The 14,188-nt window shown below is 58.8% G+C and carries 13 protein-coding genes; 10 read left to right on the top strand and 3 right to left on the bottom strand.

All coding sequences use genetic code 11. The features are described 5' to 3' along the window. The first annotated feature begins 12 nt into the window (after positions 1-12). Entirely contained in the window at positions 13-336 is a 324-nt protein-coding gene (locus tag FHT92_RS21735) for a phosphoribosyl-ATP diphosphatase (protein ID WP_183734621.1), read from the top strand. Beyond that, positions 333-1,328, top strand: coding sequence for a type I pantothenate kinase (gene coaA, locus FHT92_RS21730; protein ID WP_183829174.1), 996 nt, complete (start codon positions 333-335; stop codon positions 1,326-1,328). Before FHT92_RS21735 ends, coaA begins: the two co-directional genes overlap by 4 nt. Positions 1,329-1,338: 10 nt before the next feature. Here the strand turns inward: coaA and FHT92_RS21725 are convergent, their stop codons facing one another. From FHT92_RS21725 to FHT92_RS21715, 3 genes are all read right to left on the bottom strand, one after another. Then, complete coding sequence (locus FHT92_RS21725; RefSeq protein WP_183829172.1) at positions 1,339-1,950, bottom strand: alpha-ketoglutarate-dependent dioxygenase AlkB; 612 nt, start codon at positions 1,948-1,950, stop codon at positions 1,339-1,341. Between the two features lies 1 nt (position 1,951). Next, positions 1,952-2,389 carry an alternative ribosome rescue aminoacyl-tRNA hydrolase ArfB gene (gene arfB, locus FHT92_RS21720; RefSeq protein WP_183749685.1) on the bottom strand — a complete coding sequence of 146 codons (438 nt, stop codon included), beginning with the start codon at positions 2,387-2,389 and terminating at the stop codon, positions 1,952-1,954. Positions 2,390-2,487: 98 nt separating this feature from the next. Then, on the bottom strand, positions 2,488-4,098 hold the full coding sequence (locus FHT92_RS21715; RefSeq protein ID WP_183829169.1) for a phosphoenolpyruvate carboxykinase: 1,611 nt from the start codon (positions 4,096-4,098) through the stop codon (positions 2,488-2,490). 336 nt (positions 4,099-4,434) lie between these two features. Here FHT92_RS21715 and FHT92_RS21710 point away from each other — a divergent pair, with 336 nt between their 5' ends. From FHT92_RS21710 to tsaE, 8 genes are all read left to right on the top strand, one after another. Then, positions 4,435-5,172, top strand: a complete 738-nt coding sequence (locus FHT92_RS21710) for a response regulator transcription factor (RefSeq protein WP_210278563.1) — start codon at positions 4,435-4,437, stop codon at positions 5,170-5,172. A gap of 75 nt (positions 5,173-5,247) precedes the next feature. Continuing rightward, on the top strand, positions 5,248-7,038 hold the full coding sequence (locus FHT92_RS21705) for a sensor histidine kinase (RefSeq protein WP_183749688.1): 1,791 nt from the start codon (positions 5,248-5,250) through the stop codon (positions 7,036-7,038). Beyond that, on the top strand, positions 7,035-7,475 hold the full coding sequence (locus FHT92_RS21700; RefSeq protein ID WP_183829166.1) for an HPr kinase/phosphorylase: 441 nt from the start codon (positions 7,035-7,037) through the stop codon (positions 7,473-7,475). Before FHT92_RS21705 ends, FHT92_RS21700 begins: the two co-directional genes overlap by 4 nt. Before the next feature lie 153 nt (positions 7,476-7,628). Further along, complete coding sequence (locus FHT92_RS21695; RefSeq protein ID WP_007813746.1) at positions 7,629-8,030, top strand: PTS sugar transporter subunit IIA; 402 nt, start codon at positions 7,629-7,631, stop codon at positions 8,028-8,030. Between the two features lie 9 nt (positions 8,031-8,039). Continuing rightward, a complete protein-coding gene (locus FHT92_RS21690; RefSeq protein ID WP_183749690.1) occupies positions 8,040-8,315 on the top strand; it encodes an HPr family phosphocarrier protein in 276 nt (91 codons plus the stop codon). A gap of 169 nt (positions 8,316-8,484) precedes the next feature. Continuing rightward, positions 8,485-9,885, top strand: coding sequence for an adenosylhomocysteinase (gene ahcY, locus FHT92_RS21685; RefSeq protein ID WP_183749691.1), 1,401 nt, complete (start codon positions 8,485-8,487; stop codon positions 9,883-9,885). A 202-nt stretch (positions 9,886-10,087) separates the two neighbouring features. Further along, complete coding sequence (locus FHT92_RS21680; RefSeq protein WP_183829163.1) at positions 10,088-12,673, top strand: sensor histidine kinase; 2,586 nt, start codon at positions 10,088-10,090, stop codon at positions 12,671-12,673. After that, the gene (tsaE, locus tag FHT92_RS21675) at positions 12,670-14,181 is read left to right on the top strand and encodes a tRNA (adenosine(37)-N6)-threonylcarbamoyltransferase complex ATPase subunit type 1 TsaE (protein WP_183829160.1); all 1,512 of its coding nucleotides are present in this window, start codon (positions 12,670-12,672) and stop codon (positions 14,179-14,181) included. Before FHT92_RS21680 ends, tsaE begins: the two co-directional genes overlap by 4 nt. The last annotated feature ends 7 nt before the right edge of the window (positions 14,182-14,188 follow it).

The following is a 14,188-nucleotide window of genomic DNA, read 5'->3' as shown; positions in this document are numbered from 1 at the left end:
GAAAGCAGTATCATGAGCGGATTTTCCCTTTCCGACCTCGAACGGATCGTCGAAGAGCGTGCTAAGGCCTCCCCGGACGAATCCTGGACCGCCAAGCTGGTGGCGGGCGGACAGCAGAAAGCAGCCAAGAAACTCGGCGAGGAAGCGATCGAAGCTGTCATGGCCGCCGTCACAAACGATCGCGATAACCTCACCTATGAAGCAGCCGACGTCCTCTATCACCTATTGGTCGTATTGAAGATTGCTGAAATACCGGTAGAGAATGTCATGACCGAACTTGCGCGGCGGACCGCACAATCCGGCCTCAAGGAAAAGGCCAGTCGGCAGAGTTCATGAGCATCGCGACACAGATTATCGGAGTGGCGGAAAAGGTGGATGACTTCCAGACCGCTTCTTATTCTCCCTACCATTTCTTCAGCTCGGATCAGTGGGCAAAGTTTCGAGCCGATACGCCGCTGACGCTGACGGGAGACGAGGTCAAACGGTTGCGCTCCATGGGCGATCCAATCGACCTCGATGAAGTTAGGCGCATCTACCTGTCGCTCTCTCGTCTGCTTTCGGCGCATGTTGAATCTTCGCAGTTGCTGTTCAAGCAGCGCAATCGGTTCCTCAGCCTGTCGAATGTAACCAAGACGCCGTTCGTGATCGGTATTGCGGGATCGGTGGCTGTCGGTAAATCCACGACGGCGCGTATTCTAAAAGAGCTGCTTGGCCGCTGGCCGTCCAGTCCTAAGGTCGATCTCGTCACTACGGACGGTTTTCTCCATCCGAACACGGTGCTGAAGCGCGAGAACCTGATGCAGCGCAAGGGTTTCCCGGAAAGTTACGACACCGGCGCAATCCTGCGTTTCCTGTCGGCGATCAAGGCCGGCCTGCCGGATGTGAAGGCGCCCTCTTATTCGCACCTCGTTTATGACGTGCTGCCGGACGAGTACAAGATCGTCGACCGGCCCGACATCCTGATCTTCGAGGGCATCAACGTCCTGCAATCGCGTGACCTGCCGGCAGACGGCAAGATCGTGCCGATGGTGTCCGACTTCTTCGACTTTTCGATCTATATCGACGCTGAAGAAACACAAATCCATAACTGGTACGTGACGCGCTTCATGCGCCTCAGGGAAACCGCCTTCCGGGATCCGGATTCCTACTTCCACCGTTATGCGTCAATCAGCGAGGAAAAAGCCGTTGCGATTGCCGAAGACCTCTGGGCGAATATCAATCTCAAGAACCTGCGCCAGAATATCCTGCCTACACGGCCGCGCGCCGATCTCATCCTGCGCAAGGGCAAGGATCACCTGATCGAGCAGGTAGCGCTGCGCAAACTCTGAAGAACGTGGGTCAGGGATTGACGCGGCGGAGCGTCAGATTGATGCGGCCGCCATTCTTCAGAAGCGTCGAGGTGGCCGGGTAGATGCGGTCGACGCCGTGGAAGCAGAGGCGTCCCTCCCCACCGAGAATGACGAGATCTCCGCTCGATAGCTTGAAAGATATGGTCTTGTCGTTGCGGTTCAGACCGCCCACGCGAAACAGGCAGGCGTTGCCGAGCGAAATCGAGACGACAGGCGCTTTCAGGTCGTTCTCGTCCTTATCCTGGTGCAGGCCCATGCGCGCCGCATCCGAATAGAAATTGACGAGGCAAGCTTCGGGCGGCTTATCATAGGCCGAAACATCGCTCCAGATTTGCAGCAATTCCGCAGGGATGGGCGGCCATGGCCTGCCGGTCGCCGGATGCATCGACTGGTAGCGGTAGCCGCGTTCCTTATCCGTCACCCAACCAAGCGAACCGCAATTGGTCATCCGGACCGACATCGGCTTGCCGGTGCCGGGCATGACCGACACGTAAAGTGGCGCTTCTGCGACGATAGTCCTGATGATGCCGACCAGCGCCTCCTGACGGGCACGATCCAGGTATCCTGGAAGGTGGCGGACGCCGCTCAGGAGTTCCGGCATGTCATTCTCCGCCGCCCGGCCGGCCGCGCATCTTCTTGACTTCCGAGCGGCCGGATTTTTCCTTTAGGCGCCGTTCAATCGAGCCTTTGGTCGGCTTTGTTTTCTTACGCGGCGGCGGTGGCGGCTTGGCGGCCTCCAGGATCAGTTCCTTCAGCCGCTCGCGCGCATCCTCGCGGTTGCGGTCCTGGCTGCGGAAGCGGCTTGCCTCGATCATCAGCACACCGTCCTTCGACATGCGCCTGCCGGCGAGCTTGATCGCATTGGCCTTGACCCGCTCGTTGAGCGAGGGCGAGTTCGGGATGTTGAAGAAGAGCTGAACGGCGGTCGACACCTTGTTGACGTTCTGACCGCCCGGACCGCCCGCCAGAACGAACTGCTCCGTCAGCTCCCATCCGGCGATGGTGATCCTGTCATCGATGTAGAGCGCGTCGCTGGCCATACCGCCTTCTAGCGCATAATGACTGCGAATTGAAAGCGGGTGAAACCCGGCGCTGGAGCGATCGGGTTTCACGTGAATCGACTGGTTCCAGTACCGAGTTACTCGGCTGCAACCTTGATGCCGGGCGCTGCATCGCGCACGCCGCCGTCGACATGGTTTTCGAACTTGGCGAAGTTGGCGATGAACATGGAGACCAGCTTTTCGGCCTGCGCGTCATAAGCCTGCTTATCGGCCCAAGTCGAACGCGGATCGAGGATGCCGGTATCAACGCCTTCGACTGCGACCGGAACGGCGAAGCCGAAATTCGGATCGGTGCGAAGCTCGACCTTGGCGAGTTCGCCCGAAAGGGCGGCCGTCAGAAGTGCGCGCGTTGCCTTGATCGGCATGCGCTTGCCGATGCCGTAAGCACCACCGGTCCAGCCAGTGTTGACTAGCCAGCACTCGACGCCGTGTCGGCCGATGAGCTCCTTCAGCAGATTGCCGTATTCGGCGGGATGACGCGGCATGAAGGGGGCGCCGAAGCAGGTCGAGAAGGTTGCTTCCGGCTCCGTGACACCTTTTTCCGTGCCTGCCACCTTGGCGGTGTAGCCGGATAGGAAGTGGTACATGGCCTGTTCGGGCGTCAGCTTGGCGATCGGCGGCATGACACCGAAGGCATCAGCCGTCAGCATGATGATCGTCTTCGGATGAGGCGCAAGGCCGGTTTCCGATGCATTCGGAATAAAATCCATCGGGTAGGCACAGCGCGTGTTTTCGGTCAGCGACGCGTCGTCGAAATCCGGCTCGCGGTTTTCGTTGAGAACGACGTTTTCAAGCATGGTGCCGAAGCGTTGGGTCGTTGCGTAGATCTCCGGCTCCGCCTCTGCCGAGAGGCGAATGGTCTTGGCATAGCAGCCGCCTTCGAAATTGAAGATGCCGTTTTCGCCCCAGCCATGCTCGTCATCGCCGATCAATGTGCGGGCCGGATCTGCCGAAAGCGTCGTCTTGCCGGTGCCCGAGAGACCGAAGAAGACGGCGGCGTCGCCTGCCGGGCCGACATTGGCGGAGCAGTGCATTGGCATCACGCCCTTTTCCGGCAGCAGATAGTTCAGCACAGTGAAGACCGATTTCTTCATCTCGCCGGCATAGGAGGTGCCAGCAATCAGAACGATGCCGTTCGTCAGATCGCAGGCGATCACCGTTTCGGTGCGGCAGCCATAACGATCCGGATCGGCCTTGAAGCTCGGAAGGTCGATGATCGTCAGCTTCGGTGCGAAGCTTGCAAGCGTATCGGCCTTCGGACGGATCAGCAGGTTGCGGATGAAGAGCGAATGCCAGGCGAATTCGGTCACAACGCGAGTCGGCAGCGCGTGGCCTGCATCGGCGCCGCCGACGAGATCCTGTACGAAGAGGTCCTTGCCGGCCGCGTGGGCCAGCATGTCCTTATGCAGCAGGGCGAAATGCTCCGGCGACATCGGCTTGTTGTTGTCCCACCAGATCTGGCCATCGGTGTTTTCATCGCGGACGACGAACTTGTCACGTGGCGAGCGGCCTGTGTGCTGGCCGGTGGTGGCACGGAGGGCGCCCTGGGCTGTCAGTTCGGCCTCTCCCCGGCGAATCGCTTCCTCATAGAGAAGAGCGGCGGAGAGGTTGTAACGTACGCTCCGTACGTCGCTGAAACCGATCGTCGCCAGCTCGATTGCCTGGTTATGAACTCCGAACGTCTCCATAGCTTTTCCCTTCGCTGAGGCGCCTTGGCCATTAAAATCTGCCTGAAAGTAAAGGAGAAATTTTAAATGGCAATAGCATTAATCCCAAAAAATACAATGATATCAAATAATTAATCGATTTAAATTCCCTAAGCTTGTTTTAAATCGTTTGAAGACCTTCTGTTGAAACAACTTGTCGCACCACTTGCGATTGTGAACCACCAGAACCGGCAATCTACCCCTTTATCTTTGCCACAATTTGTTCCACCTTTATCCTCCATAAGCGCAACCGGTCACGAAGACCGCCTGGGGACGACCAATCCGGGAGATTGCGCACTGATGACGGAGACCAACACCATGCCGACAATCGCGCTCGTTGATGACGACCGCAACATCCTCACTTCCGTGTCGATTGCACTGGAAGCCGAAGGATATAAGGTCGAGACCTACACGGACGGCGCTTCTGCGCTGGATGGTCTACTCGCTCGCCCGCCGCAGCTGGCGATTTTCGATATCAAGATGCCACGCATGGACGGCATGGAGCTGCTGCGCCGCCTCCGCCAGAAATCGGACATGCCCGTCATCTTTCTCACCTCCAAGGATGAAGAGATCGACGAACTCTTCGGCCTGAAGATGGGCGCAGACGATTTCATCACCAAGCCTTTCTCGCAGCGTCTTCTGGTCGAGCGTGTTCGCGCCGTTTTGCGCCGCGCTTCGAGCCGTGAGGCAGCCGCAACCGGCGGCGTTGCCGCTGTCGGCACGCCAAAGGCGGGTGCGGTTCAGCAGGCCCGTTCGCTCGAGCGCGGCCAGCTGGTCATGGACCAGGAACGCCACACCTGCACCTGGAAGGGTGAGGCCGTCACCCTCACCGTCACGGAATTCCTGATCCTGCATTCGCTGGCCCAGCGCCCGGGTGTGGTGAAAAGCCGCGATGCCCTGATGGATGCCGCTTATGACGAACAGGTGTATGTTGATGACCGCACCATCGACAGCCACATCAAGCGGCTGCGCAAGAAGTTCAAGATGGTCGATACTGACTTTGATATGATTGAAACGCTTTACGGTGTGGGTTACCGCTTCCGCGAAGCAGCCTGACGCCAAGAGGCGCGGCAAGAGACGATTGAGGGCGACGGGCCAATCAAACGGCCCCGCCCTCCGAAAGGGCCGTCATTGGCACAGTTGGTGCAGGAAAGGGATTTAGACGATGCGGAGGGCGTGAGCACCCGCCGCGTCAGAGGCCGGCGTTGGTCGCATCCCTTCACCCTGATCCGCCGAATTTTCGGCAACGCCGTCTTTTCGAGCCTCACGCGCCGCATTGTCTTCTTCAACCTTGCGGCCTTGCTCGTCCTAGTCGGTGGCATTCTCTACCTCAACCAGTTCCGTGAAGGCCTGATCGACGCGCGCGTCGAGAGCCTGCTGACGCAGGGCGAGATCATCGCCGGCGCGGTTTCGGCCTCAGCCTCCGTCGATACGAATTCGATTACCATCGATCCGCAGAAGCTGCTCGAACTGCAGGCAGGCCAGAGCATTACGCCGGTACCGAACGACGAGGATCTCGAATTTCCGATCGACCCGGAAAAGGTAGCACCGGTTCTTCGCCGGCTGATCTCGCCGACCCGCACCCGAGCCCGCATCTTCGATGCCGACGCCAATCTGCTGCTCGATTCCCGCCATCTCTATTCGCGCGGACAGGTTCTTCGTTTCGATCTGCCGCCGGTGGAAGAAGAAAAGCAGACCTGGAGCGAATGGTTCACAGCGCTCTTCAACAAGGCGCTGCAGCCGGGCAATCTTCCCGTCTACAAGGAGGCACCGGGCGGCGATGGCTCCATCTATCCCGAAGTGATGAATGCACTGACGGGTGTACGCGGCGCGGTCGTGCGCACGACGGAAAAAGGCGAACTTATCGTCTCGGTTGCCGTGCCGGTCCAGCGCTTCCGCGCCGTGCTCGGCGTATTGCTGCTTTCGACGCAGGCCGGCGATATCGACAATATCGTGCATGCCGAGCGCCTTGCCATCATGCGTGTCTTTGGTGTCGCAACGCTCGTCAACGTGCTCTTGTCGCTGGTTCTTTCCTCGACCATCGCCAATCCGCTGCGGCGGCTTTCGGCCGCCGCGATCCGCGTGCGCCGCGGCGCCAAGGAGCGTGAAGAAATTCCTGATTTCTCCGTGCGCCAGGATGAAATCGGCAACCTTTCCATCGCTCTGCGTGAGATGACGACAGCCCTTTATGACCGGATCGATGCGATCGAAAGCTTTGCGGCCGATGTGAGTCATGAATTGAAGAACCCACTGACCTCGCTGCGCAGCGCCGTCGAAACGCTACCGCTTGCCAAATCCGACGATTCCAAGAAGCGGCTGATGGATGTCATTCAGCACGATGTACGCCGCCTTGACCGCCTGATCAGCGATATCTCAGACGCATCCCGTCTCGATGCGGAGCTCGCACGCGTCGATGCCGGCTCCGTCGATCTGGAAGTACTGCTGCGCGATTTGATCGATGTGTCACGCCAGATTCGCAGTACCAAGAAGCAGGTCGAGATCGAATATGTCATCGACCGCAAACCGAATGTGAAGACGCGTTTCGTCGTCAATGGCCATGACCTGCGGATCGGCCAGATCATCACCAACCTGATTGAAAACGCGCGTTCCTTCGTGCCTGAGCATAACGGCAAGATCACGGTCCGACTTGTCCGCACTCGCTCGCGCTGCGTCGTCTACATCGAAGACAACGGTCCGGGCATCCAGGCGGAGAATATCGACCGCATCTTCGAACGCTTTTATACCGATAGGCCGGAATCAGAAGGCTTCGGCCAAAATTCAGGTCTCGGACTTTCCATCAGCCGGCAGATCGCCGAGGCGCATGGCGGTTCTCTGCGAGCCGAGAACATCGTCGACGACGAGAATGGCAAATTGCTTGGCGCCCGCTTCATCCTTGCCCTTCCGGCAGATGCCGCAGCATGATCAATATCCACGCCACCGCAATCGTCATCGGAAAGACCGGCCTGCTGTTCACCGGCCCGTCAGGCTGGGGCAAGTCGATGACCGCCTTTACCTGCATAGTGGAGGCGCGGCGGCAGGGTGTTTTCTCTGTTCTCGTGGCTGATGATCAGGTGCTTCTTTCAAAGCAAGATGGAGCAATCACGGCTGCCTGTCCGCCCGCCATTGCCGGGCTCATCGAATTGCGCGGCACCGGCATCGTAGAGCAGGATCATATTACCCAGGCGACGATGCATTTTGCAGTTCTGCCGGCCAGCGCGACCGGAGAAAACCGGATCCCTCCCGAGCGAGAAACGGTTGTTCTTGCCGCGGGTTTCGAACTGCCCGTACTGCGGTTGCTGCCCAATCTTCAACTACCCCTTGCGGTATTGATGGCGAAAGCGCCGGAAATCGGAAGCTGAAGTCTTCCGCAGGCCCCGATACGGCCTACATATTTGTATTTTTATCTTGCACTTCGGCTTTTGATCGCCAAGATGTGCCCCCACTGGTGGACGTAATTGCTGCGTTGCGATATTGGGGCCACGATTTGCGTATGCCATGGGAGCAGTAATATCATGATCGGACTTGTGCTTGTCACTCATGGCAAGCTGGCTGAAGAGTTTCGTCATGCCGTAGAGCACGTCGTCGGTCCTCAGAAATTCATAGAAACGGTCTGCATCGGACCGGAAGACGATATGGATCAGAGACGACAGGATATTCTTGAGGCCGTTTCCGGCGCAGACGACGGTCATGGCGTCGTCATTCTTACCGATATGTTCGGCGGCACGCCTTCCAATCTTGCCATCTCAGTGATGAGCAGCGGCCATACCGAAGTCATCGCCGGCGTCAACCTGCCGATGCTGATCAAGCTCGCCGGCGTGCGCGGCGAGAACAATATGGAAAAGGCGCTTGCTGAAGCTTCCGAGGCAGGTCGTAAATACATCAATGTTGCGAGCCGGGTTCTAAGCGGAAAGTAAGAAGCCTCCATGACACCGCTCTCCCGCGAAATCCTCATTATCAACAAGCGCGGCCTGCATGCGCGCGCTTCGGCAAAGTTCGTTCAGACGGTCGATGCGTTCGATGCCACGATCACCGTTTCCAAAGACGGCATGACGGTTGGGGGCACCTCTATTATGGGCCTTATGATGCTTGCGGCGAGCCCCGGCTCCAGTGTCATCGTCTCGGCGAGCGGCAACCAGGCTGCCGAAGCGCTGAATGCCCTCGATCAGCTGATCCAGAACAAGTTCGGCGAAGAAATCTGATCTTCAACGTCATATAAAGATATAAAGACCTCTTTATATCCCCGTTGCCTTCGCGACCGAAGCCTGCTAAACGGCGAGCATGACGTGCACCCGCACCTGTTCGATCCGTTGCGGTCATCGTTGCGTCCTTGCGACGTTTTTTTGAGCCGTTTTCAGCCTGGAGAACCCTATGAGCACTGAGAAAGATTATGTTGTCGCCGATATCGGTCTTGCAGATTTCGGCCGCAAGGAAATCACCATCGCCGAAACCGAAATGCCCGGCCTCATGTCCTGCCGGGCCGAATTCGGTGAATCCAAGCCGCTGAAGGGCGCACGCATCACCGGCTCGCTGCACATGACGATCCAGACGGCCGTTCTCATCGAGACGCTGGTTGCGCTCGGCGCCGAAGTTCGCTGGGCTTCGTGCAACATCTTCTCGACGCAGGACCATGCCGCTGCAGCGATCGCCGCCGCCGGCATTCCGGTTTTCGCGATCAAGGGTGAATCCCTCGTCGACTACTGGAACTACACAGACAAGATCTTCCAGTGGAGCGATGGCGGTTTCTCCAACATGATCCTCGACGATGGCGGCGATGCCACTATGTATATCCTGCTCGGCGCTCGTGCCGAAGCCGGTGAGGACGTTCTATCCAACCCGCATTCGGAAGAGGAGGAAATCCTCTTTGCCCAGATCAAGAAGCGCCTTGCCGCAACGCCCGGCTGGTTCACCAAGCAGCGCGACGCCATCAAGGGCGTGACCGAAGAAACCACGACTGGCGTCAACCGCCTTTATCAGCTCAGCCAGAAGGGCCTTCTGCCTTTCCCGGCGATCAACGTCAACGACTCCGTCACCAAGTCGAAGTTCGACAACAAATATGGCTGCAAGGAATCGCTGGTCGACGGGATCCGCCGCGGCACCGACGTCATGATGGCCGGCAAGGTTGCCGTCGTTTGCGGTTACGGCGATGTAGGCAAGGGTTCTGCCGCTTCGCTCTCCGGCGCCGGCGCCCGCGTCAAGGTCACGGAAGCCGATCCGATCTGCGCCCTGCAGGCCGCGATGGACGGTTACGAGGTCGTTCTCCTCGAGGACGTCGTTTCCTCGGCCGATATCTTCATCACCACCACCGGCAACAAGGACGTCATCCGCATCGACCACATGCGTCAGATGAAGGATATGGCGATCGTCGGCAATATCGGCCACTTCGACAACGAAATCGAAGTCGCAGCGCTGCGTAACCTGAAGTGGACCAATGTCAAGCCGCAGGTCGATCTAATCGAGTTTCCGAAGGGCAACCGCATCATCCTTCTTTCCGAAGGTCGCCTCTTGAACCTCGGCAATGCGACGGGCCATCCTTCTTTCGTCATGTCGGCCTCGTTCACTAACCAGACGCTGGCGCAGATCGAACTCTTCACCAAGCCCGGCCAGTACGAAAGCAAAGTCTATATCCTGCCGAAGCACCTCGACGAGAAAGTTGCGCGCCTTCACCTCGACAAGCTCGGCGTGAAGCTTACCCAGCTTAGCGAAGAACAGGCTGCCTATATCGGCGTGAAGCCGCAGGGTCCGTTCAAGTCCGACCACTACAGATACTGATTGCGCCTTCGATATCCACAAGATGTGGTGGCCCCGGCATTGACAAATGCCGGGGCTTATTTTTTGGGCGCTCTCTTTCCGTCGATTCCCTTCCGAAGTATTGTTTTAAGACTTGATTCGTGGTTTCGGACCTCTCCGTTTTCCACGAAAATGGGATGTCTTGTCGTGATGCGGCACATTAAAGGACGGAGACATACCTCGGATGTCGAAAATGAAACACAGCCTGCCCTGCCAGGCGGACGATAGCGCTTACGCCGCTGACCGCCCGCTTCAGGCGGGCCAAAAATATAAGTTCGCCGCGGTCCCTGTGACCGCCAGGCAGAAGCAATGGTCTTTGGCACGCATTGCAAAACTATGCGCTGCAAGCACAGCAATCGCCGTACCGGCATGGCCGGTTCTGGCGCAGGCGGAGCCTGTTATCGGCGCATCGGCACGTCTTTTCACTTCCTCGCAGGTTGTCGGCCTTTCCGTCGTCATCGGTGTAATTTCGGCTGCCCTGCTTTCGACGCTCTGGCTGGTGCGCCAGCGCGGCAATCTCGAAAATGAAAGTCGCGAGATCCGCTCGGCGCTTTCGGACGCGCAGCAGCGCATCTCTCAATATGAAGCGCTCATTGCCGACAAGAACCGGCGCATCGTCATCTGGGATGGCGGTGCCCGACCGGAACTCCTCGGCCAGCTCCCACCGGAAACCGGCGCCCCACAGGACAATGAGTTCCTTGCCTTCGGCCTCTGGCTGAAGGCGCGATCGGCTTCCGAACTGGAGCGAGCGGTCGGTCGTCTGCGTGAACAGGCCGAAAGTTTCGACATGGTGATCGAGACTATCAGAGACGAGGTAATCGAAGCACAAGGCCGGGTTTCCGGCGGCCGCGCCTTCGTGCGCTTCGTGGCGCTGAACAATCTGCGCGCCGAGCTGGCTGAACTGAAAATCGAACGCGATCGGCTGATGACGTCGATCTCCGCCTTTCAGACTATGCTCGACGCTATCGACATGCCGGCCTGGCAGCGAGATACCGCCGGGCGTCTGACCTGGGTGAATCACGCTTATGGCGACGCTGTCGAAGCGCAATCACCTCAGCAGGCTGTCAATGAAGGCCGCGAAATCCTGACGACTGTCGCCCGCGAGCGCATCCACGCTACGGCAACGCCGGAATCGCCTTTCCATGACACAATTTCGACAGTCGTTCGCGGCAACCGCACATTCTTTGACGTGGTCGACGTAAAGGTCCCCAATGGCTCGGCCGGCCTTGCCGTCGATGTTTCCGATGTCGAAGCGGTTCGCGCCGAACTCGAGCGGACGCTTAAGAGCCATGCGGAAACACTCGATCATCTGGCGACTCCTGTTGCTATTTTCGACGGCAACCGCCGGCTGCAATTCTACAATCAGGCCTTCGTTTCGCTCTGGGAACTTGATATTTCGTTCCTCGAAAGCAAGCCTGACAACAGCGAGCTTCTGGAACGCCTTCGTGCAGCCAAGAAACTGCCGGACCAGCTGAACTGGAAATCGTGGAAGGAAACGGCGCTTTCCGTCTATCGTTCGCTCGATACACAATCCGACCTCTGGCACCTGCCGAACGGGCAGACGCTGCGTGTCTTTGCGACCGCGCATCCACAGGGCGGCGCAACATGGGTCTTCGAGAATCTGACCGAGCAGGTCGATCTCGAAACGCGCTACAATACGCTGGTGAAAGTACAGGGCGAGACGATCGACCACCTTTCGGAAGGCGTTGCGGTCTTCGGGCCTGACGGCCGGATCCGCCTCTCCAACCCTGCCTTCCGTGCGCTCTGGGGTATTACCGAGACGGAAGCCAAGCCCGGCACGCATATTCGCGGCATCGGCGAGGCCTGCGCCCCCTCCTATGACCAGCCCGACGGCTGGAAGACCTTTGCGGAGCTGATCACCAGCTTCGACGACGAGCGTCGTTCCAGCCAGGGAACGCTCGAACTGCTGTCCGGCCTCGTGCTCGACTTTGCTGTCATCCCTCTGCCGAACGCTCAGACCATGCTGACCTTCGTCAATATGACAGACAGCGTACGCGCCGAACGGGCGCTGACGGAAAAGAACGAGGCGCTGCGTAAGGCGGATGAGCTGAAGAACGACTTCGTGCAGCATGTCTCCTACGAACTGCGCTCGCCGCTGACGAATATCATCGGCTTTACCGATCTGCTGCGCACCCCGGGTGTCGGCCCGCTGAATGAGCGGCAGGCCGAATATATCGACCATATCGCAACCTCGTCCTCGGTGCTCCTGACGCTCGTCAACGACATCCTTGATCTCGCGACCGTCGATGCCGGCATCATGCGGCTGAACTACGCGGAAATCGATCTCGCCGACCTTCTCGACGATGTTTCCATGCAGATCGCCGACCGGCTGCAGGAGAGCGGTGTATCGCTGGAAATCACCGCCCCGGCCTACCTCGGATCGATCGTTGCCGATCCGCAGCGACTGAAGCAAATCCTGCTGAAGCTTCTGGCCAATGCCGCAAACTTCTCGCCCGAGGGTGCGTCGATCGCGCTGGAATGCCGTCGCGAGGGCACGGATTTTGTCTTCTCCGTAAGGGATCGTGGCCCCGGTATCTCGCCTGATATGGTTGCTACCGTCTTCGACCGTTTCGCAACCGGCGCGAAGAGCGGCAAGCGCGGCGGTGCCGGACTTGGCCTCTCGATCGTCGACAGCTTCGTCAGCCTGCACAATGGCGAGGTCAGCATCGACAGCGAACCCGGCAAGGGAACGACGGTGACCTGCCGCATCCCTTCCATCAACCTGCCCCATTCCGTCGCCGCCGAATGACGCAAGGCGACATCATCTCGCTTTTTCTGGAAGACGATGCGGCAACCCTTCGCCTTGGCAATGATCTGGCGCTTGCGCTGAAAGCCGGTGATTGCCTGGCGCTGTCGGGCGATCTCGGTGCCGGAAAATCCTCGCTGGCGCGGGCTTTCCTGCGCGCCATGGCTGATGATGACGGCCTGGAAGTTCCGAGCCCCACTTTCACGCTGGTGCAATCTTATGATCTGCGCATTCCCGTTTCGCATTTCGATCTCTATCGGCTTGGCGATGCATCGGAACTGACGGAGCTTGGCTTCGACGAAGCGCTTGAAAACGGCATCTGCATCGTCGAATGGCCGGAGATGGCTGAAGGTGAATTGCCGATATCGCGCATCTCGTTACGGCTGGAGCATGAGTGCGTCGGCCGTCGTGCGACAATCACGGCACCGGAGAAGGTATTGGCCCGAATCCATCGTGTGCTGGCGATCCGCCGCTTCCTCATTGACGCTGGCTACGGCGATGTGGAGCGACGGTTCTTGACGGGCGATGCTTCACTTCGCGCCTATGAATATTTCCATCTCGGTAATGGCACGCGGAAAATCCTCATGGATTGGCGGCCGCCTCCGGAAGGCCCCCCGATCTATGAGGGCAAGCCCTATCCAAAGGTCGCGCATCTTGCGCAGGACGCCTATCCTTTCGTGGCGATCGCCGAGGCGTTGCGCGAGCGCGGTTTCGCAACGCCGGAAATCGAAAAGGTCGACTACGAACAAGGCATGCTGCTGATCGAGGATCTGGGCACGGACGGTGTCCTGGATGATGAAGGCCGGCCGATCGTCGAGCGCTACCGCGAAAGCGTCGCCTGCCTTGCCCATCTCCACTCGATGAAAATCCCGCAGGATATCCCGGTTTCCGCCGCGCATACGCATCACATTCCGGACTTCGATCGCGTAGCGATGAAGATGGAAGTGCGGTTGATACTCGACTGGCATATCGCCTGGAAGCGCGGCACGGGACCGACGGATGCGGAGCGAGACGAGTATCTGGCAATCTGGGACAATCTGATCGACGAGCTGCAATCGGCCGAAAAGAACCTGCTGTTGCGCGACTTCCATTCGCCCAACATCATCTGGCGCGAGCAGGAGAGCGGAATCCGCAAGATCGGCATCATCGACTTCCAGGATGCGATGATCGGGCCAACCGCTTACGACCTTGCCTCCATCGTTCAGGATGCGCGCGTCACGATCGAGCCGGATCTTTTTCGCCAGCTGATGGATGACTACCTTTCGCTCCGGCGCGCCCAAGGCGGCTTCGACGAAGCCGGATTCATGAAGGCATGGGCCATCATGTCGGCGCAGCGAAACTGCAAGCTTGCGGGCCTCTGGGTGCGGCTCCTGCAGCGGGATGGCAAGCCCGGCTATCTGCAGCATATGCCGCGCACGCTTTCCTATCTTAAGGTTGCGCTGGAACACGAGGTGCTTGCCCCCTTGCGCGAATGGTGCACAAGGGCTGGAATACTGCCAGTCGAATCATAAATCCGGA

This window comes from Rhizobium sp. BK377 (assembly GCF_014193935.1).
GTDB lineage: Bacteria > Pseudomonadota > Alphaproteobacteria > Rhizobiales > Rhizobiaceae > Rhizobium.
This window is presented reverse-complemented; position numbering and strand designations above follow the sequence as displayed.

Coding starts and splice junctions, on each gene's coding strand:
- FHT92_RS21735 (WP_183734621.1), top strand. CDS start 13: ATGAGCGGATTTTCCCTTTCCGACCTCGAACGGATCGTCGAAGAGCGT.
- coaA (WP_183829174.1), top strand. CDS start 333: ATGAGCATCGCGACACAGATTATCGGAGTGGCGGAAAAGGTGGATGAC.
- FHT92_RS21725 (WP_183829172.1), bottom strand. CDS start 1,950: ATGCCGGAACTCCTGAGCGGCGTCCGCCACCTTCCAGGATACCTGGAT.
- arfB (WP_183749685.1), bottom strand. CDS start 2,389: ATGGCCAGCGACGCGCTCTACATCGATGACAGGATCACCATCGCCGGA.
- FHT92_RS21715 (WP_183829169.1), bottom strand. CDS start 4,098: ATGGAGACGTTCGGAGTTCATAACCAGGCAATCGAGCTGGCGACGATC.
- FHT92_RS21710 (WP_210278563.1), top strand. CDS start 4,435: ATGCCGACAATCGCGCTCGTTGATGACGACCGCAACATCCTCACTTCC.
- FHT92_RS21700 (WP_183829166.1), top strand. CDS start 7,035: ATGATCAATATCCACGCCACCGCAATCGTCATCGGAAAGACCGGCCTG.
- FHT92_RS21695 (WP_007813746.1), top strand. CDS start 7,629: ATGATCGGACTTGTGCTTGTCACTCATGGCAAGCTGGCTGAAGAGTTT.
- FHT92_RS21690 (WP_183749690.1), top strand. CDS start 8,040: ATGACACCGCTCTCCCGCGAAATCCTCATTATCAACAAGCGCGGCCTG.
- ahcY (WP_183749691.1), top strand. CDS start 8,485: ATGAGCACTGAGAAAGATTATGTTGTCGCCGATATCGGTCTTGCAGAT.
- FHT92_RS21680 (WP_183829163.1), top strand. CDS start 10,088: ATGTCGAAAATGAAACACAGCCTGCCCTGCCAGGCGGACGATAGCGCT.
- tsaE (WP_183829160.1), top strand. CDS start 12,670: ATGACGCAAGGCGACATCATCTCGCTTTTTCTGGAAGACGATGCGGCA.